Here is a 424-nt window from a genome sequence, read left to right on the forward strand (position 1 = left end):
GTGCTGGCCGTGTTGGCTGGCTTCGCAGGCGCTGCGACTGCGGCTTCCACCTCACCGGTTTCGCTGACCGATGCAGCGGAGAATGCCTCGCTGATCGAGATCCGGCATTCCGCTGGCGCGGGCTCCCCTGTTGCGTCCATCCGGACGCAGTACTTCGCCAACGAGGAAATGTCCGTGAGCTGGGACGACCAGCAGGTGCTGGTGCTTTGCAAGGAGGCGGCGTACCTGCAGATTCCCCCTGCCAAGCTCAAGGCCGCTGCGTTGAGCACCGAGCAGCGGCAGATGATCGTCTACCAGGCGCTGATGTCCGGCCTGGGCGCCGTCGCGGGCGTAGTCGGCCCGGCGGGCGAGGTGGTGGCGGTGGCGGATGACGGAAGCGAGACCCGCAGCGTTGGCGAAAACCCTTGGGCGTACGGTATCGAGC

General features: G+C 66.7%; 1 protein-coding gene. It reads left to right on the forward strand.

Features of this window, described 5'->3' with window-relative positions:
* Positions 1-424 (forward strand): hypothetical protein (locus tag D7X55_RS46815; protein ID WP_199747444.1); only part of this gene is annotated, 424 nt, incomplete at both ends.

It is taken from the genome of Corallococcus sp. AB049A (assembly GCF_003668885.1).
In the GTDB taxonomy this organism is placed as follows: domain Bacteria; phylum Myxococcota; class Myxococcia; order Myxococcales; family Myxococcaceae; genus Corallococcus; species Corallococcus interemptor.